At 59.8% G+C, this 20979-nt stretch carries 15 protein-coding genes and 4 tRNA genes; 4 read left to right on the top strand and 15 right to left on the bottom strand.

Annotated elements, in window-relative coordinates:
• Positions 1 to 13: 13 nt before the first annotated feature.
• The 5 genes from ACIGDJ_RS10545 to uvrB all read right to left on the bottom strand — a co-directional run bounded on the left by ACIGDJ_RS10545 (position 14) and on the right by uvrB (position 4326).
• Positions 14 to 89 (bottom strand) — tRNA-Ala (locus ACIGDJ_RS10545).
• Positions 90 to 142: 53 nt separating this feature from the next.
• Positions 143 to 218, bottom strand: a tRNA-Glu gene (locus ACIGDJ_RS10540).
• A 79-nt stretch (positions 219 to 297) separates the two neighbouring features.
• Positions 298 to 373 (bottom strand) — tRNA-Ala (locus ACIGDJ_RS10535).
• Positions 374 to 551: 178 nt separating this feature from the next.
• Complete coding sequence (gene gltX / locus ACIGDJ_RS10530; protein WP_397479065.1) at positions 552 to 2033, bottom strand: glutamate--tRNA ligase; 1482 nt, start codon at positions 2031 to 2033, stop codon at positions 552 to 554.
• Positions 2034 to 2310: 277 nt separating this feature from the next.
• On the bottom strand, positions 2311 to 4326 hold the full coding sequence (uvrB, locus tag ACIGDJ_RS10525; protein ID WP_101160040.1) for an excinuclease ABC subunit UvrB: 2016 nt from the start codon (positions 4324 to 4326) through the stop codon (positions 2311 to 2313).
• A gap of 337 nt (positions 4327 to 4663) precedes the next feature.
• On the opposite strand from uvrB, the gene ACIGDJ_RS10520 reads away from it, so the two are divergent.
• Positions 4664 to 5860, top strand: coding sequence for an amino acid aminotransferase (locus ACIGDJ_RS10520; protein ID WP_101160043.1), 1197 nt, complete (start codon positions 4664 to 4666; stop codon positions 5858 to 5860).
• Positions 5861 to 6087: 227 nt separating this feature from the next.
• On the top strand, positions 6088 to 6288 hold the full coding sequence (locus ACIGDJ_RS10515) for a hypothetical protein (RefSeq protein WP_016773917.1): 201 nt from the start codon (positions 6088 to 6090) through the stop codon (positions 6286 to 6288).
• Here the strand turns inward: ACIGDJ_RS10515 and ACIGDJ_RS10510 are convergent.
• Positions 6285 to 6515: a hypothetical protein gene (locus ACIGDJ_RS10510; protein WP_101160047.1), complete on the bottom strand. Its 231-nt coding sequence runs from the start codon at positions 6513 to 6515 to the stop codon at positions 6285 to 6287. The two genes, ACIGDJ_RS10515 and ACIGDJ_RS10510, sit on opposite strands and share 4 nt — an antisense overlap.
• A 219-nt stretch (positions 6516 to 6734) precedes the next feature.
• Here ACIGDJ_RS10510 and ACIGDJ_RS10505 point away from each other — a divergent pair.
• Positions 6735 to 6810, top strand: a tRNA-Asn gene (locus ACIGDJ_RS10505).
• Between the two features lie 114 nt (positions 6811 to 6924).
• Here the strand turns inward: ACIGDJ_RS10505 and ACIGDJ_RS10500 are convergent.
• From ACIGDJ_RS10500 to mgtA, 9 genes are all read right to left on the bottom strand, one after another.
• Complete coding sequence (locus ACIGDJ_RS10500; protein WP_101160050.1) at positions 6925 to 8448, bottom strand: nucleobase:cation symporter-2 family protein; 1524 nt, start codon at positions 8446 to 8448, stop codon at positions 6925 to 6927.
• 275 nt (positions 8449 to 8723) lie between these two features.
• A complete protein-coding gene (locus ACIGDJ_RS10495) occupies positions 8724 to 9557 on the bottom strand; it encodes an arylamine N-acetyltransferase (protein ID WP_397479064.1) in 834 nt (277 codons plus the stop codon).
• A 101-nt stretch (positions 9558 to 9658) separates the two neighbouring features.
• Positions 9659 to 10453 (bottom strand): exodeoxyribonuclease III, encoded by a 795-nt coding sequence (xth, locus tag ACIGDJ_RS10490; RefSeq protein WP_397479063.1) that lies wholly within the window; start codon positions 10451 to 10453, stop codon positions 9659 to 9661.
• An 83-nt stretch (positions 10454 to 10536) separates the two neighbouring features.
• A complete protein-coding gene (locus ACIGDJ_RS10485) occupies positions 10537 to 11979 on the bottom strand; it encodes a mechanosensitive ion channel family protein (protein ID WP_101160058.1) in 1443 nt (480 codons plus the stop codon).
• A 242-nt stretch (positions 11980 to 12221) separates the two neighbouring features.
• Entirely contained in the window at positions 12222 to 13088 is an 867-nt protein-coding gene (locus ACIGDJ_RS10480) for a pirin family protein (RefSeq protein ID WP_313004614.1), read from the bottom strand.
• Between the two features lie 141 nt (positions 13089 to 13229).
• Positions 13230 to 16427, bottom strand: coding sequence for a transporter substrate-binding domain-containing protein (locus tag ACIGDJ_RS10475; protein WP_397479062.1), 3198 nt, complete (start codon positions 16425 to 16427; stop codon positions 13230 to 13232).
• Between the two features lie 11 nt (positions 16428 to 16438).
• The gene (locus tag ACIGDJ_RS10470; RefSeq protein WP_101160067.1) at positions 16439 to 17071 is read right to left on the bottom strand and encodes a response regulator transcription factor; all 633 of its coding nucleotides are present in this window, start codon (positions 17069 to 17071) and stop codon (positions 16439 to 16441) included.
• Positions 17072 to 17199: 128 nt separating this feature from the next.
• Positions 17200 to 17634, bottom strand: coding sequence for a chemotaxis protein CheY (locus tag ACIGDJ_RS10465; protein WP_101160070.1), 435 nt, complete (start codon positions 17632 to 17634; stop codon positions 17200 to 17202).
• Between the two features lie 186 nt (positions 17635 to 17820).
• Positions 17821 to 20520 carry a magnesium-translocating P-type ATPase gene (gene mgtA, locus ACIGDJ_RS10460; RefSeq protein WP_397479061.1) on the bottom strand — a complete coding sequence of 900 codons (2700 nt, stop codon included), beginning with the start codon at positions 20518 to 20520 and terminating at the stop codon, positions 17821 to 17823.
• Here mgtA and ACIGDJ_RS10455 point away from each other — a divergent pair.
• Complete coding sequence (locus ACIGDJ_RS10455) at positions 20519 to 20647, top strand: hypothetical protein (RefSeq protein ID WP_256589877.1); 129 nt, start codon at positions 20519 to 20521, stop codon at positions 20645 to 20647. The two genes, mgtA and ACIGDJ_RS10455, sit on opposite strands and share 2 nt — an antisense overlap.
• Positions 20648 to 20979 lie beyond the last annotated feature (332 nt).

The raw sequence follows: 20979 nt of genomic DNA, 5'->3' as shown, positions 1-20979 counted from the left end.
TGAACTGTAAAATTGGTGGAGCTAAGCGGGATCGAACCGCTGACCTCCTGCATGCCATGCAGGCGCTCTCCCAGCTGAGCTATAGCCCCGGATTTTTCGCCTCGCGGCGGAGTGATCTCTTGCAACATCACTTCTGTAAAACTGGCGTCCCCTAGGGGACTCGAACCCCTGTTACCGCCGTGAAAGGGCGGTGTCCTAGGCCACTAGACGAAGGGGACGCAAACCCTTCCATACAACTGATCAACGCTGAGTGTTGATCGCTTCAAGGCCGGTGTGGCCAGACCTTGAAGTGTAAATTGGTGGAGCTAGACGGGATCGAACCGTCGACCTCTTGCATGCCATGCAAGCGCTCTCCCAGCTGAGCTATAGCCCCTCATCGCTGAGGACGGGGCGAATCTTAAGGGCGTATCGAAAGCCTGTCAAACTTATTTTTGAAAAATTTCAAAATTTTTTGTCGGGATAACAATCACTTACCGCCCTCCCCCGTAAACTCGGGAGAAACGCCGAAGGCAGGATCAAAAGATCGCAGCCTTCGGCAGCTCCTACAGCGTTCAGGCAATGGCGCCGAGCAGCTTTTCCCACTCTTTGTTTTCTTTCTTCGACACGCCGCCCAGCAGGTCGATTGCCTGGCGCAGGCGATAACGGGTGAGGTCCGGCCCGAGAATTTCCATCGCATCAAGCACTGACACCGAACTGGCCTGCCCGGTGATCGCCGCAAACATCAACGGCATCGCGTCGCGCAGTTTCAACTCGAGGGATTCGACCACCGCCTGAATCGTCGCGGTGATGCTGTCCTTCTCCCACTGCCGCAGGCTTTCCAGTTTCCACAGGATCAACTGCATCAACTGACGAACCTGATCGCCGGAGAGCTTTTTCGACTCAAACAGCTTGGCGTCCGGGTTAACGCCGCCAGCGAAAAAGAACCCTGCCAGCGGTGCGACCTGGCTGAATGTTTCGACGCGGCCCTGCACATGCGGCGCGATCTTCATCATGTATTCAGAGTTGAACGCCCACTTCTGCACGCGCGCGGCGAACTCTTCCACCGGCAGATCGCGCAGCCACTGGCCATTGAGCCACGACAATTTCTCGATGTCGAAGATCGGCCCGCCGAGGGATACGCGCTTGAGGTCAAAATTGTCGACCATTTCCTGCAGCGAGAACTTCTCGCGCTCATCCGGCATCGACCAGCCCATGCGCCCGAGGTAGTTGAGCATGGCTTCCGGCATGAAGCCCATGCGCTCGTAGAACGTCACCGAAGTCGGGTTCTTGCGCTTGGACAGCTTGCTCTTGTCCGGGTTACGCAGCAGCGGCATGTAGCACAGCTCTGGTTGTTCCCAGCCGAAGTACTCGTAAAGCAGGATCAGTTTCGGTGCCGATGGCAGCCATTCTTCGCCACGCAGGACGTGGGTGATACCCATCAGGTGATCGTCGACGACGTTGGCGAGGAAGTACGTCGGCAGGCCGTCGGTCTTCATCAGCACCTGCATGTCCATGCGATCCCACGGGATCTCGACATCGCCACGCAGCATGTCCGGGACCACGCAAACGCCTTCGCTCGGCACTTTCATGCGGATGACGTGCGGTTCACCAGCGGCCAGGCGCGCGGCGACTTCTTCCTTCGACAGCAACAGTGCGCGGCCGTCATAACGCGGAGTTTCGCCACGGGCCATTTGCTCGGCGCGCATCTGATCAAGCTCTTCAGCGGTGCAGAAGCACGGGAACGCATGGCCCATGTCGACCAGTTGCTGGCAATACTTCTGATAGATATCGCCACGCTCGCTCTGCCGGTAAGGGCCATGCGGGCCGCCGACATCCGGGCCTTCGCTCCAGTCGATGCCGAGCCAGCGCAGGGCGTCGAAGATCTGCTGTTCGGACTCGCGGGTCGAACGCAACTGATCGGTGTCTTCGATGCGCAGGATGAACTCACCGCCGTGCTGCTTGGCAAAGCAGTAATTGAACAATGCGATGTAAGCGGTACCTACGTGGGGGTCCCCGGTAGGCGATGGCGCGATGCGAGTGCGGACGGTGGTCATGGCATGTCTCGAAAAGAATGAAAAGCAAAACAATCAAGCGGCGAATGGTAACAGGCGACACCCGCCCCGCTCCAGCGGGCAGGGTATTTAAGCCGGAACCGGGACTCGCTTATACCGAGTCGCCCCCATTCGCGAGCAAGCTCGCTCCCACAGGGATACACAATGATCGTTCCCACGCTCTGCGTGGGAAAGCATCCTGTGACGCTCTGCGTCACGCGAGCGATGGGACGCAGAGCGTCCCGGGCGGCATTCCCACGCAGAGCGTGGGAACAATCCCTTAAACCGTAAGCAATCGTTCGCGCAGTTTGGCAATCTCATCGCGCATCTGCGCCGCTGCTTCGAATTCCAGATCCCGCGCCAGTTGGTACATTTTCTCTTCCAGCGCGCGGATGCGTTTGGTGATTTCGCTTGGTGAGCGCAGTTCGGCTTCGTACTTGGCGTTCTCTTCGGCAGCCTTGGCCATGCCTTTGCGCTTCTTGCTGCGCGAACCGGGCACGGTGGCGCCTTCCATGATGTCGGCGACGTCCTTGATCACGCCTTTTGGGGTAATGCCGTGTTCAAGGTTGTAGGCGATCTGCTTCTCGCGACGACGCTCGGTCTCGCCGATGGCCCGCTCCATCGAACCGGTCATGCGATCGGCGTAGAGAATCGCGCGACCATTGAGGTTACGCGCCGCGCGGCCGATGGTCTGGATCAGCGAGCGCTCGGAACGCAGGAAGCCTTCCTTGTCGGCGTCGAGAATCGCCACCAGCGACACTTCCGGCATGTCGAGACCTTCACGCAACAAGTTGATGCCGACCAGCACATCGAACACGCCGAGGCGCAAGTCGCGGATAATCTCGACGCGTTCAACGGTGTCGATGTCCGAGTGCAGGTAACGCACGCGCACGCCGTGGTCGGCGAGGTAGTCGGTCAAGTCTTCGGCCATGCGCTTGGTCAGCGTGGTGACCAGCACGCGCTCCTCGATCGCCACACGCTTGGTGATTTCCGAGAGCAAGTCGTCGACCTGGGTCAGCGCCGGCCGCACTTCAACCTGCGGGTCTACCAGGCCGGTCGGCCGCACCACTTGCTCGACCACGCGGCCGGCGTGTTCGGCCTCGTAATTGCCCGGCGTCGCCGAGACGAAAATGGTCTGCGGGCTGACCCCTTCCCACTCGTCGAAACGCATCGGCCGGTTATCCAGCGCCGAAGGCAGACGGAAGCCGTATTCGACCAGCGTCTCTTTACGCGAGCGGTCGCCTTTATACATCGCGCCGACCTGCGGCACGCTGACGTGGGATTCGTCGATGACCAGCAAGGCGTCGGCCGGCAAGTAATCATAAAGCGTTGGCGGCGCCGCGCCGGCCGGGCGCCCGGACAGGTAGCGCGAATAGTTTTCGATGCCGTTGCAGTACCCCAGTTCGAGAATCATCTCCAGATCGAAACGGGTGCGCTGCTCCAAACGCTGGGCTTCTACCAGTTTGTTGTTGCTGCGCAGGTATTCCAGACGCTCCTGCAGTTCAACCTTGATGCCTTCGATGGCGTCGAGCAGGGTTTCGCGCGGTGTCACGTAGTGACTCTTCGGGTAGAAAGTGAAGCGTGGCATCTTGCGGATGACTTCGCCGGTCAGCGGATCGAAAGCGGAAATGCTCTCGACCTCGTCATCGAACAACTCGATGCGGATCGCTTCCAGATCCGATTCCGCCGGAAAGATGTCGATCACGTCGCCCCGTACGCGAAACGTCGCCCGGGCGAAATCCATGTCGTTGCGGGTGTATTGCAAGTCCGCCAGGCGCCGCAGCAGCGCGCGCTGATCAAGCTTGTCGCCGCGATCAACGTGCAAGACCATTTTCAGATAGGTTTCCGGACTGCCCAGGCCATAGATGCACGACACCGTGGTGACGATAATGGCGTCCTTGCGCTCCAGCAACGCCTTGGTCGCGGACAGGCGCATCTGCTCGATGTGGTCGTTGATCGACGCGTCCTTTTCGATAAAGGTGTCGGACGACGGCACATACGCTTCGGGCTGGTAGTAGTCGTAGTAGGAAACGAAGTATTCCACCGCGTTGTTCGGGAAGAACGCTTTGAACTCCCCGTAAAGCTGCGCGGCCAAGGTCTTGTTCGGCGCCAGGACTAGCGTTGGCCGCTGTACCTGGGAGATGACATTGGCGATGCTGAAGGTCTTGCCCGAGCCGGTCACACCGAGCAGCGTCTGGTGCGCCAGCCCGGCTTCAATGCCTTCAACCAACTGGCGAATGGCTGTCGGCTGATCGCCGGCGGGCTCGAAGCGGGTGACTAGCTGGAATTCCGACATACACACCTCTGGAATCGCGGCGTTCCGAGACAGACGGAGCACCACGAGGACGACCGCAAACGACCGATGTCGCGCAAGAAAAAATCTGGATTGTGCTTAATGTGGTGGCGATTGCCTGGGCTTTCAAGGCAAACGTCCTACATCCGGTAAAGACTCTGACAAACTCAATCGACTAACGGTCAAGAAATAATCGGAAAAACTTACCGCAAAAGCCGATTCGCCTGTCGCCATTGCGCGGTGATGGCCTCTATACTAGCTCCCCGTTTGTGCACCGCTCTAGTGCATTCGGCTGGAGCGCTACACGTCCCTCCACTCTCCATTCAGAGCCGCCGTAATAATGAGCCTGTTCTCCGCTGTCGAAATGGCACCCCGCGATCCAATCCTGGGCCTCAACGAAGCATTCAACGCCGATACCCGGACCACCAAGGTCAACCTGGGCGTGGGCGTGTATTGCAACGAAGAGGGGCGAATTCCACTGCTGCGCGCGGTGATCGAAGCCGAGACGATTCGGGTCGCTCAACACGCTTCGCGCGGTTACCTGCCGATCGACGGCATCGCTGCCTACGACCAGGCCGTGCAAAAACTGCTGTTCGGCCACGACTCGCCGCTGATCAGCGCCGGTCGCGTCATCACCACTCAAGCCGTCGGCGGGACCGGCGCACTGAAAATCGGTGCCGACTTCCTCAAGCAACTACTGCCGAACGCCGTCGTGGCGATCAGCGACCCGAGCTGGGAAAACCACCGCGCGCTGTTCGAAACCGCCGGTTTCCCGGTGCAGAACTACCGTTACTACGACGCTGCCACGCACGACGTGAACCGTGCCGGCATGCTCGACGACCTCAACGCCCTGCCGAACGGCTCGATCGTTGTCCTGCACGCTTGCTGCCACAACCCGACCGGCGTCGACCTGACCCCGGCGGACTGGAACAAGGTGCTGGAAGTGGTCAAGGCCAAAGGGCACGTGCCGTTCCTCGACATGGCTTACCAGGGTTTCGGCGACGGCATCGATGAAGACGCCGCTGCCGTGCGTCTGTTCGCCGAGTCCGGCCTGACCTTCTTCGTTTCCAGCTCGTTCTCCAAGTCGTTCTCGCTGTACGGCGAGCGCGTTGGCGCATTGTCGATCATCAGCGAATCGAAAGAAGAAAGCGCGCGCGTGCTGTCGCAGGTCAAACGCGTCATTCGCACCAACTACTCCAACCCACCGACCCACGGCGCCAGCATCGTTGCTGCGGTGCTGAACAGCCCGGAACTGCGTGCACAGTGGGAAGCCGAGTTGGCGGAGATGCGTCTGCGTATTCGCGGCATGCGCGAGCAGATGGTTGCCCTCCTGGCAGAAAAAGCCCCGGGCCGCGATTTCAGCTTCGTCGGTCGTCAGCGCGGCATGTTCTCCTACTCTGGCCTGACCACCGAACAGGTGCATCGCTTGCGTAACGAGTTCGGCATCTACGCTTTGGACACCGGCCGCATCTGCGTGGCTGCGCTGAACCAGAGCAACATCAAGGCGGTGACGGACGCGATCGTTCAGGTCATCTGATTTCCCCGCCTGATGAAAAACGGGAAGCCTTTGGGCTTCCCGTTTTTATTTGTCCCGGAAAACGCCTTGCAACCTCTAGACTGCACACAATCCAAAGTGTAGGAGCTGACGAGTGCAACGAGGCTGCGATCTTTTGATCTTGTTTCTAAGATCAAGATCAAAAGATCGCAGCGTTCCGCAGCTCCTACCGGTTTTGTGTACACACGAAATTTTTGAAGAGAACCCACATGAAAAACGACAACCTGCGCGCCGACCGTGACGACCTGGATGATTTCATCCCGCGCGCTCCGGCCAAGCGTGAAAAGAGCCTGGTGTTGCAAGTCGCCACCGGGGTATTCCTCGGTGGTCTGGCCCTGTGGCTGGTGCAACTGGCAGCGACGGCAGCCTATGCCAAGCTGATGCTCGGCACGATCACCTTCGGCAGTTAAGCCAGTTCGGCCGAGCGCTGAGTGGCGGCATCGTCGTAAATCACATACAGCGATTCGGCGACCTGGCTCTTGATCGCTTTGCTGCTTTCCAGACCGAGGACGAATCCTTCAGCCTTGCCGCCCGCCCGGTTCAACGCTTCGGCGGTACTGGCTCCCGCGATTGCATCGAAGAGTTTTTCGGCGTGCGGGCCGATCCCTTTGGGCAGGCTGATTTGTGTGGTGCTCATGCGAGCACCTGGGTGTTGCGAGTGATTTGAGTCATGGCGCGTACCTTTGCGGCGAATGGCCGGCAGCGCGTGTGACCACTTCCGGGCTGCCATGGTAGACCTCTGGGGTCATTCTGGTAACCGCCAATCGCTGACAAAATGCCGCCCGTCCCGACGATTCGCAAAAGTTGCCAACTGGCGCTTGACTTCTCTTTTTGAATCAGTAACATACGCACCAATTCCGCAATAGCTCAGTTGGTAGAGCAAGTGACTGTTAATCACTGGGTCCCTGGTTCGAGTCCAGGTTGTGGAGCCAAATAGCAAAGCCCCTGAATCGAAAGGTTCAGGGGCTTTTTTGTGGGCGCTCGAAAAATACAGAAAAGGCCGATCTGCACGGGCAGGTCGGCCTTTTCTGATTCAGACGCAGCGGTCAGACATGTTCGCTGCTCTTCACCTGCACCTTCGGCGCGCCCTGCCCGAGGTCGTGGTCATCCGGTTCGATCACCGGTACCTCCTTGCCATCGCAGTCATGCAGCTTGCCGTCGCTGAAGTAATCGCCCTCACGCAGCGCGGCCAGATCGCGATAACGCAGAGTGCGCTCTTCCGCTGCGGCGAACACGGACTGCTGATCCGAGTTGCCGGCCGTGAAGTGGTTGAAAGCCAGGTTGAGCAGGATCGCCATGATTGCCGATGAACTGATACCCGAATGGAAAATCGTTGCGAACCAGCTCGGGAATTGATCGTAGAAGTTCGGCGCGGCGATCGGGATCATGCCGAAACCGATCGAGGTGGCAACGATGATCAGGTTGACGTTGTTGCGGTAATCCACCTTCGACAACGTGCGAATGCCGCTCGCCGCCACCGTGCCGAACAGCACAATACCGGCGCCGCCCAGAACCGAAGTCGGCACAGCGGCGATCACCCGCCCCATGAACGGCAGCAGCCCCAGAACCACCAGGAACAGGCCGCCGGTGGCAACCACGAAACGGCTCTTGATGCCGGTCACCGCCACCAGTCCGACGTTCTGCGCGAAAGCACTTTGCGTAAACGAACCGAAGATCGGCGCAAACATGCTCGACAGCATGTCGGCACGCAGGCCATTGCCCAGGCGCTTGGAGTCGACCTTGGTGTCGATGATCTCGCCAACCGCCAGAATATCCGCCGAGGTTTCCACCAGCGTCACCATGACCACGATGCACATCGACAGGATTGCAGCGAAGTGGAAGGTTGGCATGCCGAAGTGAAACGGTGTGGGGAAGCCGAACATCGGACCGGTGGTGACGCTGGAGAAATCAGCCATGCCGAGGAATACCGCCAGCACGGTGCCGATCACCATGGCCAACAGGATCGACAGGCGCGAAATGGTTGCACTGCCAACCTTGCTCAGCAGCAACACCAGCACCAGCGTGACCGCCGCCAGACCGATGTTTTGCATGCTGCCGAAATCCGGCGCGTGGCTGTTGCCGCCCATTGCCCAGCGTGCGGCAACAGGCATCAGCGTCAGGCCGATGGTGGTGATCACAATACCGGTGACCAGCGGCGGGAAGAACTTGGTGATGCGTGAGAACACCGGCGTGATCAGCAAACCGATCAACGAGGCGGCAATCACCGCACCCAGCACCGATTGGAAACCGCCCTCCCCGCCGCTGCTGACGATCGCGACCATGGTCGCCACGCCGGAGAACGATACGCCCTGAACCAGCGGCAACTGACAGCCGAAAAACGGCAGACCCAGGGTTTGCAGCAGTGTCGCCAGCCCCCCCGCAAACAATGAAGCAGCAATCAACAGACCAATGTCCGCCGGCGACAAACCGGCCGCCTGGCCAATGATCAGTGGCACCGCAACGATACCGCCGTACATGGTCAGAACATGTTGCAGGCCGTAAGCCATATTCGCGCCGACCCCGAGGTTTTCGTCCTCGGGCCGTTGGTGTGAAACATGGGGCGTTTTCATGGTGGGGGGTTCCCTGGTTTTTGTTATGCGCACACTGTATTCAATACTCAGGACAAATGTCCATAGAGTTGTATACAACTTGTCAGTCACATAATGGTTAGGTAGCCATCCAACCTTCTAGCCGGCACTTCTTGCCCCAACAGATCCGGCAACACATTCCCGCTGCGTGCGCGCCAGTGCCCACCAGGCTGAAGCGTTCACGGCGACCGACGGTGCAGTCGCGTTCTTTTTGCCAGCGGGGAGATCCGTCGCGTGCTGGTGCCTGACGTAAAGCCTTAGACCGATAATGGCGCTATTACCGGGGCCAGCGCTTGTCGTACACGCGGTGAATCAGGCATCTCAAGGTCAAACTCACGCCGCAGCAATTCAACAAGCTCGTCGACGTCCGCCACCTCGCGCCGCTCACTGTCGGCGCCCATGTGATGAATGGCAAAACTGCCGTTGTTCAGGGTCTTGCGCCAACCATTGCCGGTGCGTGCAACCATCAAACGATGCGCAAAAGGTGACTCGGGATGGGTCGAGACGTACCAGTTGCCGACGGTGTAATCGATGTCTTCCTGGCGCTGCAAATCGAACAGGTACATTGGCCGCCACTCGCCCGCGACTTTCGCGCGCAGCAGGTAGCCATCCATTTGTTTGTCGATGCGGTAGGGTTCGTGCGGGGTTGGTTGCTCATCTTCACTGTCGAGCAACAGCGGCGCGGTGGGCACCATGCCGCCGAAGCCGACGTCGGTGATGTAACGCGCTTGGTCGATGGTCACCAGACTCAAACGATGGGTTCGCGCCGTCCAGCTGCCTTCGGGTTGATTCATCACCACGCGCCCGCTGATCGCCCGCGCGTCGAACCCCAATTCCAGCAACAGCGCGAAGAACAAGTAATTGAGTTCGTAGCAATAGCCGCCGCGACCACTGCGCAGGAGTTTTTCTTCGATGGACGCAAGGTCGATCAACACCGGCTCACCACTGACCGTCGCGAGATTCTCGAACACAAACTCGGCGGTATGGCGCAGTTGCAACTGACGCAAGGTTTCCAGCGTAGGTGGCGGCGGCGCATCGAAACCCAGCCGTTGCAGGTACAGATTGGTATTGGTCAGCTGTGGCGCGCTCATTGCTCGATCCTTATGCATAGGGCCGCAGAACACTGCGAGGATGTTGCCCTGTATACGGGATCGGGCACGGCGTTCGACAATTGATTTCGCCAATCGCCCGCTCAGCGTTTTTTCCGCGAGCCGATACGAATCCACGTTGGCGCATGGTCACTGGCGTGCGGCTCGTTGCGTACCCAGGCGTCGACCCCGGCGTCGTGCAGGTACGGACTCAGTGCCGGGTTGAGCAGCAGATGGTCGATGCGCAGGCCGGAGTTGGTTTGCCAATGATTGCGGAAGTAATCCCAGAAGGTATAGATGCGCTCTTCGGGATACACGTGGCGCAGGGAATCAATCCAGCCCTGATCCAGCAAGCGCTGGTAGCACTCGCGGCTTTCGGGTTGCAACAAGGCATCCTTGAGCCAGGAACGGGTGTTGTAGATGTCCATGTCGGTAGGCACGACATTGAAGTCACCGGCCAGCACCACCGGGTGATCGCTGCTCTGCAGATCTTTGGCATAGCTGATCAGGCGTTCGAACCAGGCCAGTTTGTAATCGAATTTGGGGCCCGGTTGCGGGTTACCGTTGGGCAGATACAGGCAACCGACCAGCACGCCGTGCACCGCCGCTTCGATATAGCGGCTGTGCGTGTCATCGGCATCACCCGGCAAACCGCGTCGACTCTCCAGCGGCTGCGCATCGCGCGCCAGAATCGCCACGCCATTCCATGATGCCTGGCCCTGCCAGATCGCGCCGTAACCGGCGGCTTCCAGTTCAGCGGCGGGAAATGCGCTGTCCACTGATTTAAGCTCTTGCAGGCACGCGATGTCCGGTTGTTCGCGCTTGAGCCATTCCAGCAGATTCGGCAATCGCGCGCGCATGCCGTTGACATTGAAGGTGGCGATTCGCAGGTTTTTCATCGTCCGCAACTCCTGCCCGGTGGGATTAGAAATTGTGACCCTGAGAGCGCCGCGCAGGTTGCATCGAATGCCGACGGCGTGGCTCAGACGCGATGACGCAGCCACTGCAGGAAGCCTTTTTTCGGCGCAACGACTGGCGCGTCCTCAGTCAGCGACTGCGCCTTGTGCAAGCGGAAATCGAGCAACGCCTGCATCGCATCGTGAATGTCATGACGCGCATCCAGGCAGGGTTTCAGGTACGACTTCTCGATGCGATACAGGGCGCAGAACGTCTTCGCCGAAAAATCCGCCGGCAGCGCAGTATCGGAAAGTATTCCGGCCTCGCCGATCACCTCTCCCGGCCCCATTCGCCCGGACTCCAGTGGTGTACCGTGGCGTTTGAGCGTCACCGAGACCACACCGGATTCAATGATGAACAAATGATCGCTGACTTCACCGCCCGCCAGAATCGTGTCCCCGGCACGGAAGGTTTGCAGGGTCATGTTCTGGCTGAAGGTGTCTTTTTCTTCCTCGCGTAGCGTCGAGAAAATCGGTGAGCTTTCCAGCAGTGCCCGTGGCCGCGATAACTGCGGCGCGGCGATGGTTTCGTTGCTCGACAGCAGATTGACCCCGCAGGCCTGCAAATGTCGGTAGGCCAGATCAAACAACTGATTGCGCACCACGCGCTTCTCGCCCATCGAAGCGACAAACCCGCTGATCTCGTATTCCGCGCCGCCGCTGGCAGAACTCTTCAACGACACGCTCGGCGCGGGCGTGTCGAGCAATTGCCGACACCCTTGCATCGCCCGCTCCAGTGCTTCGATCACCGAGCTGGGCCGGGCATGGGGGCTGACGGGCACGCTGATCGACACGCCAAACATGTTGCTTGGCCGACTGAAGTTGATGATTTTGGCCTTGGCCGCCAGCGAGTTGGGAATCACCGCCATGCTGCCCTGACTGGTCTGCAGACGCGTGGCGCGCCAGTCGATGTCGGTGACGCGGCCCTCGGTGCCGTCGATCGAAATCCAGTCATCGAGCTGATAGGGCTTGGTGGTGTTGAGGACGATGCCGGAAAACACATCGCTTAAAGTGCTCTGCAGGGCCAGGCCGACAATGATCGCCAACGCGCCGGAAGTCGCCAGCACGCCTTTGACCGGCAAATCCAGAACGTAGGCCAGCGCCGCAATGATCGCGATGAGGAAAATCACCGCGCCGAGCAAGTCCTGCAACAGGCGACCGGTGTGGCCGACCCGTTGCATCATCACCGCGCCGATCAACACCGTCAGCGTGCGCGCGCCGAACAGCCACCAACCGATCTGCAACCCGGTCGCCGCCAGATGCAGCGGCACATTGTCGGCCCAGGGCGCCGGCTCCAGCGGGTTGAGGCCTTCGTTGAACAGAACGATGCTGAACAGGGCGAAGATCAGCACCCGCACCAGCAACTTCCATTCACTGCCGCGGGAGCTGATCAGCCGCCACAGGCCCAGATCGAGCAGAATCAGGATCAATGCGCAAAACAACGGGTGTTCGGTCAGCAGAGACAGCATCAAACAACTCCGAAAAAGGCCAATCGCGAGAAGATCGCACAGATTGGCACAGTGTAGGAGCAATTGATTTGAGCGGATGAACCGCTGCCTGAAAACACTGCGAAACCCTGTAGGGGCTGCCGAAGGCTGCGATCTTGAGGCTATGGGACGCGGAGCGTCCCCGGCTGCATTCCCACGCAGAGCGTGGGAACGATCAGATCAAAAGATCGCAGCCTTCGGCAGCTCCTACAGGGTGTTTTGCGTTAAGGGTGCATCCGGCCAAAGCGGCCGGACTGGAAGTCGGCGAAGGCCTGGTGGATTTCCTCCTCGGTGTTCATCACAAACGGGCCATGGCCGACGATCGGTTCGTCGATCGGCTCGCCGCTGAGCAGTAACACCACCGCGTCTTCGCTCGCTTGCAGTGTGAGGCGATCACCGTCGCGTTCGAACAGCGCCAACTGCCCTACTCCCACCGACTCCGCGCCGTTGACCTGTACCGAACCTTTCAACACGACTAGTGCGGTGTTGCGTCCTTCGTGCAGATCAAGCGTCAGCAGCTTGTCGGCGTTGAGGCGCAGATCCCAGACGTCGATGGGCGTGAACGTCCGCGACGGTCCGGTGTGCCCATCGAATTCACCGGCGATCAGACGCAGGCTGCCGGCGCCATCCTTGAGCGCGACGTTCGGAATGTCACGGTCGAGAATCGTCTGGTACCCCGGCGCGGCCATTTTGTCCTTGGCCGGCAAGTTGACCCACAGCTGGACCATTTCCAGCTTGCCGCCGGTTTTTGCGAAGTTTTCCGAGTGAAATTCCTCATGAAGGATGCCGGACGCTGCCGTCATCCATTGCACGTCGCCCGGGCCGATGGTGCCGCCGCTGCCGGTGGAGTCGCGGTGTTGCACTTCGCCGTCGTAGACGATGGTGACGGTTTCGAAACCACGGTGCGGGTGCTGGCCGACGCCACGCTGTTCAGTGGTCGGGGTGAATTCGGCGGGACCTGCGTGATCGAGCAGCAGGAACGGGCTGATGTGCTTGCCCAGGTTGTCGTAGGAAAACAGGGTGCGCACCGGGAAACCGTCGCCGACCCAATGGCCGCGCGGGCTGGTGTAGATGCCGATGATGTTTTTCATGGGGTCTCCAATGGGTGATTGCATTGGATTAAGCCTAAAGGCATATCGAATATTCGACTAGATGGTCAAAATCGGCTTGAGTGTTCCATTTACAGAACAGTGCTGGCAATGCGTGCTTCACGAGCAGGTGACGGCATTTGTTCAGAGACTTCGGGCGAGGCCGTGCATGACTTTGCGCAACTCGTCGATGGCACCGTCGACCACCGCGTTTTCACTGTCCCGGCACGCCGTTTCCAGAGCTGCACACGCGGCCACAATTCGCGCCGCGCCGACCATTTGCGCACCGCCCCTGATGCGATGGGTCAACTCGCGCAAGCCTTCGCGGTCGCCCGCCTGCAAATGATCCAGAGTGTGCAGATCGTCGCGCAGGCTGTTGCCGACTTGCTTGCGCAAGCGTTCGATCAACGAGTGATCGGCCCCGACCATCTGTTCCAGAGCACTCAGATCAAGCTCAACGCCCGGCGATTCATCTTCGTAAGGCTCGCAGCCGCGAGCGCCATTCAAGGCTTCAGCCAGATCATGCAAGCGAATCGGTTTGAACAGACAGCCGTCCATGCCAGCATCCAGACAGCGCAAGCGCTCCTCGACCTGCGCATTGGCAGTAAAACCCAGGATCAGACAGGGTCTGCGGCCGCTGGCGGCTTCTTCGTTGCGAATCGCCTGCGCCAATTCATAGCCGTTGCGTCGCGGCATGTTGCAGTCGGTGATCACCACATCGAAGGCCTGCGTGCGCCAGCGTTCCAGCCCCTGCTCACCATCGCCAGCGTCTACCGTGCGATGTCCCAGCTCGCTCAGTTGCCAGCCCATCAGCAAGCGGTTGACCGGATAATCGTCCACCACCAACACGTCCAATACACGGGCAACGGGCGTCACGTCGGGCGATACCGGTGTGGCCGTCATCGCGCTCAGCAGGGGCAACCGCAGGTTGATTTCCACTCGCGTGCCTTGTCCCAGGTCACTGTCGAGGCGCAGCATGCCACCCATCATTGCGCAGAGGTTGCGGCTGATCACCAGGCCAAGGCCGGACCCGCTGCGCGCTGCTTGTGAACTATTGCTCGCTTGAACGAACGGATTGAACAGCCGTTCTTGATCCTCTGCGCTGATGCCAATGCCGCTGTCTTCGATCAACACCTGCACATTCACTTGCTCGTGCGATATCGCAACCATCTGCAGCCGTAAGCTCACCTCTCCCGCTTCCGTGAATTTGATCGCATTGCTCAACAGGTTTGACAGCACCTGCTTGAAACGCGTCGGATCGATGAGCACATCCGCATTGGCGCGCGGATCAAGTGCGATGCGCCACAACAAACGCTTCTGCTGCGCCAGCCCTTCAAATACTCGGCATACCGATGACACCGTGTCGCGTAGATTGGCTCGTTCGGGTGCGAGGGACAAATGCCCGGACTCGATGCGCGCGATATCCAGGATGTCGCCAATCAACGCCAACAATTGCTGGCCGGCATTCGATGCCAATTGAATTGCCAGTCGGTCGGTGACGCCTTCTTCTGCGCGCTCGAGGGCCAGCTCGAGCGCGCCGATCAAAGCGTTCATCGGCGTGCGGATCTCATGGCTCATGGTTGCCAGAAAAGTGCTCTTGGCCCGATTGGCTTCGTCCGCCGCGTCCTTGGCCTGCTGCAGTTGCAACAGCCATTGCTGACGCTGATGAATCTGCCGGCGCTGCCAGCCGATCCAGAGCATTGCCAGCACGAGCAAGGCAACTGCGCCGGCGAAACCAAGCATTATCTCCTGACGGTGGCGCAGCCAGTAGCTGTCTTCGACCACCAGATCGTGGCTCCAGCGCTCGGCAAGTTCATCCGTTTGCTGCGGCGCAATGCTCAGCAACGCCTTGTTCAGGATCGAGTGCAGCAATGCCGATTGCGGCGCCGTGGCCAAAGCGATGCGCGCCGGCTGATCGCCAACGGTGCCGGTGATTCGCAGACGGTCGCGATACTGCCGGGCTATGAGAAAACGCGCCACCAGCAACGAGCTCACCGTCACGTCGACCTGTCCTTTGGCAATCAGCGCCATGCCTTCGGCAGGGCTTTTGACCTCGACCAGATGCAGACCGGGCACGCGATGCAGCAGGTAATCACGCAATGGGTGGCCGCGGTAGATGGCCAGGCGTTTGCCCGCCAGTTCGTCGAGCGACAGCGGAGCTTGCCCGTTCGCCGCGCTTACCAGCACGAACGGATTGCTCAGATAGGCGCGGGTGAATCGCAGCTGCGCTTCACGCTCGGTACTCGGCGTCACCGATGGCAGAACATCGAGCTCACCGGCCTGCAGTTGCTCGAATTGATCGTTCAGCGAGGAGCCGCGCACGATCTCGAAATTGAGGCCGCTGCGCTGCGCAATCAGGCTCAGCAATTGCGCTGACAGCCCATTGAAGCGTCCGTCGGCATCGAAAAAAGCCAACGGTGCGAAATCTTCAACGGCGCCCACCCGCACCACTGGATGCTGGTCCAGCCATCGCTGCTCCGCGGCGCTGAGTTGCACTCGAGACTGTTCGGCCATCTCGGCGCGGCCGACATTCCAGCGCTGTTCGATCAGATGACGACGCTCCATGGGCAGGGCCGACAATGCCTTGTCGACGATGCGTTTGAGCATCACGTCGCTGCGCAACAACGCAAAAGCGAAGGCGTTGGCGTCAAGCCCCGACGGCCCGGCCAGTTGCAGGTCGTTGCGATAGTTGGTGTTGATCAGATAACAGGCGCTGATGAAGTCGCCCAGGTACACATCGTCGGCACCGAAGGCGACCGCGCCGAGTGCATCCATTGCCGACGCATAAACTTGAACGTGGGCGGCGGGGTAAAACGCCTGAATATGGGCGAGCGGCAGGTAATCTGCGACCACAGCGATGCGTTTGGCCGCCAGGTTGGCGGGCAGTTTCTCATGGTGGCGCGTGACGAGCATCGGCTGATCTTCAGCGTATGGCCGCGACAGAATGAACGCCGGATCCGCCGCTTCGAAACTGTTCGATGTACCCAGCAAATCGACATCGGCGCGCTTGAGCGCCGCCATCAATGCGGGCCGATCGGCGAAACGCCGCACTTCAATCCGGATGCCGAGCAGTTGCGCGAGCAGATCGGCGTAATCGGCCGTCAGCCCTTCCAGCTCATGCTGATTGCGGGTGATCTCGAAGGGTGGGTAATCAGGGCCGGAGATGCCCATGCGCAAGACGGGGTGCTCTCGCAGCCACTGGCGTTCCCGATCATCGAGGCGGACCTGAATACTCCCCGGTTCGAGGCGCGCCAGCACCTCAAGCGTCTGCGGCTGATCATTCGCCCAGACCGAGGCAACAAGCCCCAGCCACAGCGATAAAATCCGCAGCCCGTGCGTCATGTCTTGGGCACTCAAATCAAGTGATTGCGCTTGGCGAATTCACGCAGAAGCACCAGTGAACCCAGGCAAAGTTTCGCCATCATGCGGGTCTTGTAGGTGCTGACGGTCTTGTGACTCAGGTGCATCTCCTGGGCGATGGCCTTGTTCGGCTTGCCCAGCGCCAACTGCACGAAAATGCATAATTCACGATCGGAAAGCTGAGCAATCAGCTCCTTTTCAGTGCGTTGCATGGCGTTGTACAGACCGCTGTTATTGGGCAACGCGGAGAAATAAGTGTGGCCGGACATCAGCGCCTTGATGGCTTCGTGCAGCAGCGTCAGTTGATTGCTCTTGGTTACGTAGCCCCTCGCGCCGGCACGCAGGCAACGCTCCTGGTAATGCGTAGGCTCATGCATGCTGAACACCAGAACCCGACAGCGCGCCGTCGGCGCCTTGATCTGGATTCGTGTCAGTACTTCCAACCCGTCCATGGACCCCAGCCCCAGATCGAGCACGACCAGGTGCGGATCATGCGCGCAGATCAACGGCACGACTTCGTTACCATTGGACGCTTCATGAATCTGGCTGAAGCCTTGAGCCTGCAGGACGATTCGAATAGCCGCGCGCACTACTGGATGATCATCGACGATCAGCGCTGACTTCATTTTCGCTCCCGCACAATCGTGAAAGACACCGCAACAGCCGGTGCCGAAATCGGTGGCCGCGCTGGCGCTGCGACCTGGATGAGCAAGAGAATCACTTGTCAGCTCTGACAGTTGGGCGCACCGGTCTTTTATGCATTGGCATGGCGCAACGACCAATGCGAGTCAGGCATTGCCTGGCAGTCGCCAGAGGCCTCGACCCTTGCCATCACTTGCCCGATGAGTTGTGAATTGGGCAATGGCACCGGGCTGATCTGCACGTTTTCCTGGGCAAACCCCGCACTTGCCTGCCACGGCGCGGACGGTTCGTTGTAGATCAGAGCGTGGCGAACCTGTGGGTTATCAAGCAGAAAACCCAGCAGATCCAGGGAGCCCGCCGCCAGTTCGGCATTGATCACCAGCATATCGAACGGCTCGCAGCCGTAGTCGACCAGTGTCAACAATTCGTCGAGATTCTGCACCGGGGCCACGCGGTAATAGGCGAGCGCGTTGAACAGGCGCTCGATTTTCATGCGATGAAAATGCTGCGGGTCGGCGATCAGGATGCGCAACGCTTTGTTGCTCATGGTCATTCTCCCGGTAAGGTTTTGGGGGAGGCAAGACTACGCAAGCGCCGTGGATAGCTCTGTAGGACTTTTCCTAAATATCAGGTGATTTATCCGGGCATCCCTACATCCCACCGCGCTGACGCAACCCTGTCCCCTGCGGGAGCGAGCAGTCTCGCTACCACAGGTGAATGCGCTCCAGGGCCGTTATTGCCAGCCAAACCGGCGAATGTAGAAGCCTTTCACCGCCTGGGTCAGGGCCATGTACGCCAACAGAATCAGCGGCAAAAACACAAAATACAGCGACGGCAGCGCCTGCAGTTTGAAGTAATGCGCCAGCGGCCCCATCGGCAGGAAGATGCCGACTGCCATGATAATCGCCGTCATCACCAGCAGCGGCATCGCGGCGCGGCTTTGCAGGAACGGGATCTTCGGCGTGCGGATCATGTGCACGATCAGCGTCTGGGTCAGCAGACCGACCACGAACCAGCCGGACTGGAACAGCGTCTGGTGATCCGGGGTGTTGGCGTCGAACACGTACCACATCAAGGCGAACGTCGTGACGTCGAAGATCGAACTGATCGGGCCGAAGAACAGCATGAAGCGCCCGACGTCAGCCGGCTGCCAGCGCTGCGGCTGTTTCAGCATCTCGTCGTCGACGTTATCGAACGGAATGGCGATCTGCGAAATATCGTAGAGCAGGTTCTGCACCAGCAGGTGCATCGGCAGCATCGGCAGGAACGGGATGAACGCGCTGGCGACCAGCACCGAGAACACATTGCCGAAGTTGGAGCTGGCAGTCATCTTGATGTACTTGAGCATGTTGGCGAAGGTGCGCCGCCCTTCGAGCACGCCCTCCTCCAGCACCATCAGGCTTTTTTCCAACAGGATGATGTCCGCCGCTTCCTTGGCGATGTCCACCGCGCTGTCCACGGAAATGCCGATGTCGGCGCTGCGCAGCGCCGGCGCGTCGTTGATACCGTCGCCCATGAACCCGACCACATGGCCGTTGCCCTTGAGAATGCCGACGATGCGCTCTTTGTGCGCCGGCGTGAGTCTGGCGAAGACGTTGGTCGTCTCGACCGCCATGGCCAGTTCGGCATCGCTCATGCGCTCAATGTCATTGCCCAGCAGCAAACCCTGTTGGCCGAGGCCGACCTCGCGGCAGATTTTCGCCGTCACCAGTTCGTTGTCACCGGTCAGCACCTTGACCGCCACGCCATGCTCGGCCAAGGCCTTGAGCGCTGGCGCGGTGCTTTCCTTCGGTGGATCGAGGAATGCCACGTAACCGATCAGCGTCAGCTCCTGTTCATCGGCCAGACTGTAAATTTCACGACCTGCTGGCATTGAGCGAGCCGCGACCGCCACCACGCGCAGACCTTCGGCGTTGAAAGCACCGGTGACGTGGCGAATCCGCGCCAGCAATTCATCGCTCAAGACTTCATCGACCTCGCCGTGACGCACCCGGCTGCACACCGCCAGCACTTCTTCCACCGCGCCTTTGCAGATCAGTTGATGGGGCTGACCGCGGCTCTCCACCACCACCGACATGCGCCGGCGATTGAAGTCGAACGGGATCTCATCGACCTTGCGAAACACGCTGCCGACTTTCAGTTCGCGATGGACTTCCACGTGTTCGAGCACGGCGACATCCAGCAGGTTTTTCAGGCCGGTCTGGTAGTAGCTGTTGAGGTAGGCCAGTTCCAGCACAGCGTCAGAATCCTCACCCCAGACGTCGACATTACGCGCCAAAAAGATCTTGTCCTGAGTCAGGGTGCCGGTCTTGTCGGTGCACAGCACATCCATGGCGCCGAAGTTCTGGATGGCGTCGAGGCGTTTGACGATGACCTTTTTGCGCGACAGAAACACGGCGCCTTTGGCCAGGGTCGAAGTGACGATCATCGGCAGCATTTCCGGGGTCAGGCCGACGGCAATCGACAGTGCGAACAGCAGCGCTTCGGTCCAGTCGCCCTTGGTGAAACCGTTGATGAACAGCACCAGCGGCGCCATGACGAACATGAACCGGATCAGCAGCCAGCTGACCTTGTTGACGCCCTGCTGGAACGAGGTCACCGCACGGTCAGTCGCACCGACCCGTTTCGCCAGCGCACCGAAATAGGTGCTGTTGCCGGTGGTGAGAATCACCGCCACCGCTGTACCGGACACTACGTTGGTACCCATGAACAGAATGTTGTCCATTTCCAGCGGGTTACGTGTGCCGCGATCAGCCTGATGGATGAATTTCTCCACGGGCATCGATTCACCGGTCATTGCTGCCTGACTGACGAACAGATCCTTGGCGCTGAGCACGCGGCAATCGGCGGGAATCATGTCGCCAGCCGAAAGCACGATCAGATCGCCCGGTACCAGCTGTTTGATCGGCAGTTCCCGGCGCGGCGCATTCCGGCGCAGCACGGTGGCGGTGTTGCTGACCATGGCCTTGAGCGCATCGGCCGCCTGAGTGGATTTGCTCTCCTGCCAGAAGCGCAGCAGCGTCGACAGCACCACCATGGAGAAAATCACCACGGCAGCCTTGAGGTCCTCGGTCAGCCAGGAGATCACCGCAAGCAAGGTCAGCAGCAGGTTGAACGGGTTTTTGTAGCAGTGCCACAGATGGTTCCACCACGGCAACGGCTGCTCGTGTTCCACTTCGTTGAGGCCGTGTTGCGCGCGCAGTGCATCAGCCTCAACCTCGGTCAGCCCCTCGCCGTGGGTGCCCAGTGACAACAGCAACGCAGCGCTGTCTTCATGGGCGGCAGCGACCAGCGTGCTGGCCAGCGTCGGCGGCACTTCACGGCTGACTGTGGTGTCGTTGATCGAGTCCAGCAGCGCCAGACGACGCAAGTGCCGGCCGATATGGCGGCTGCGCAGAAAGCCTGCGAAAAATTCCTTGAGCGTGAGTTTCATGGCTGTGTCCCCTGTGGTCAGCCAGGAAACCGTCGAGCAGGTACCGCCGCGCCTTGGCACCGGAAAAACCGGCGCGGCAAGGCGTGGCGCGCCGGTCGGGCACGACAGGCGTGTCGATAAGCTCTGATGACGACTGAGGTCGCCAGCACGCTTGGTTCAGTGTCGTTGAGAAGGACGTCGAGGCACGACCCGGAACTGGCCATGCACGGGATGCCGCTGCTCGCTGTTACGGCGAGACAACGGCAGAGAAAAAGGCTGCGCGTTATCTTGCCGAGAATCTGCCGGACATCGAGACCGGCCGACAACTGTCACTCGAACAAGTACCCACTGTGGGTCTCCGCAATTGATGAAAACGCGCGCAGCTTACGCCCGCAGCGAAATGGCTGGAAGCGCTGCTTGAGGGGATGTGAGGGATGTTCAGGCAGGGTTCAGGATTCCCTCTGCGATCGTTCCCGCGCT

Source organism: Pseudomonas sp. NPDC079367, from assembly GCF_044542195.1.
Classification (GTDB): Bacteria; Pseudomonadota; Gammaproteobacteria; order Pseudomonadales; family Pseudomonadaceae; genus Aquipseudomonas.
This window is presented reverse-complemented; position numbering and strand designations above follow the sequence as displayed.